Source organism: Pseudoalteromonas lipolytica, assembly GCF_001306915.1.
Taxonomy (GTDB): domain Bacteria; phylum Pseudomonadota; class Gammaproteobacteria; order Enterobacterales; family Alteromonadaceae; genus Pseudoalteromonas; species Pseudoalteromonas simplex.
Genome location: NZ_LJTC01000036.1, coordinates 1 through 775 on the forward strand (window position 1 = coordinate 1; position 775 = coordinate 775).

General features: G+C 69.8%; 2 protein-coding genes. Both read left to right on the forward strand.

The window, feature by feature from the left end:
• A partial coding sequence (locus AOG27_RS21540) for a hypothetical protein (protein WP_161804363.1) occupies positions 1–307 on the forward strand: 307 nt, incomplete at its 5' end.
• Complete coding sequence (locus tag AOG27_RS21545; protein WP_054554909.1) at positions 304–699, forward strand: hypothetical protein; 396 nt, start codon at positions 304–306, stop codon at positions 697–699. The genes AOG27_RS21540 and AOG27_RS21545, both read left to right, overlap by 4 nt.
• The last annotated feature ends 76 nt before the right edge of the window (positions 700–775 follow it).

A 775-nucleotide genomic window follows, 5' to 3' on the forward strand; every position in this document is an offset into this window, starting at 1 on the left:
CGACCAGGCCGCGCCATTGCTCAACCTCGGCCGCAACACCTTGGCCCGCCAGCTGCGCGAGGCGGGTGTGCTGGGCGCCGACAACCTGCCCGCCGGCCCCTACCGCGGCCGGGTGAACCTGGTGCTGGTGGCCACCGGTACCTACTGGCACCCCATCTGCGGCTGGACCCACTACGGCCGCACCGAATTCACCGATGCCGGGCTCGACCACATCGCCCGCAAGCTCGGCATCCCCCTGGCCAAGCTGCCGCACCCCGGCAGCCGCCGTCCCCAGCAAGCAGCGCAACCCGCAAGGAGCCACTCATGAGCCTTCGTAACGAACCCCTGTATGACGCCCTTCACGCCATCGCCGGCAGGGTCAACAGCGTGGAGCTCGACCGCCAATCCCTCGAGCGCTCCCTGGAGCAGCTCGAGCAGGCCAAGCAGGCCGCCCAGGAGGTCATCAAGCAGCTCTCCACCGAGGAGATCCGCGAACTGGCCGCCATGCCGATCAAGGCCGGGGATGTCTGGCTGCACCTGCAGTTCGACGAGGAAGCCGGCGAGCTCCTGATCACCGAGCAGGCCGAGCCCCGCCACCGCAGCTTGTACGAGCTGCTGCCCGAGGAAACGCCCGAGCAGAAGAGCGCGCGCCTGCAGCGCATCCGCCAGGCCAACGAGCGCCGCCACGCCGCCAACCAGGAGGACACCGCCCATGGCTGACAACGCCGACATCGCCAACGAGCTGATGGAGCGGCGCCTCGAGGGCGCCCTCTCCGAGCGCGTCACGCCCCAGATC

Coding starts and splice junctions, on each gene's coding strand:
- AOG27_RS21545 (WP_054554909.1), top strand. CDS start 304: ATGAGCCTTCGTAACGAACCCCTGTATGACGCCCTTCACGCCATCGCC.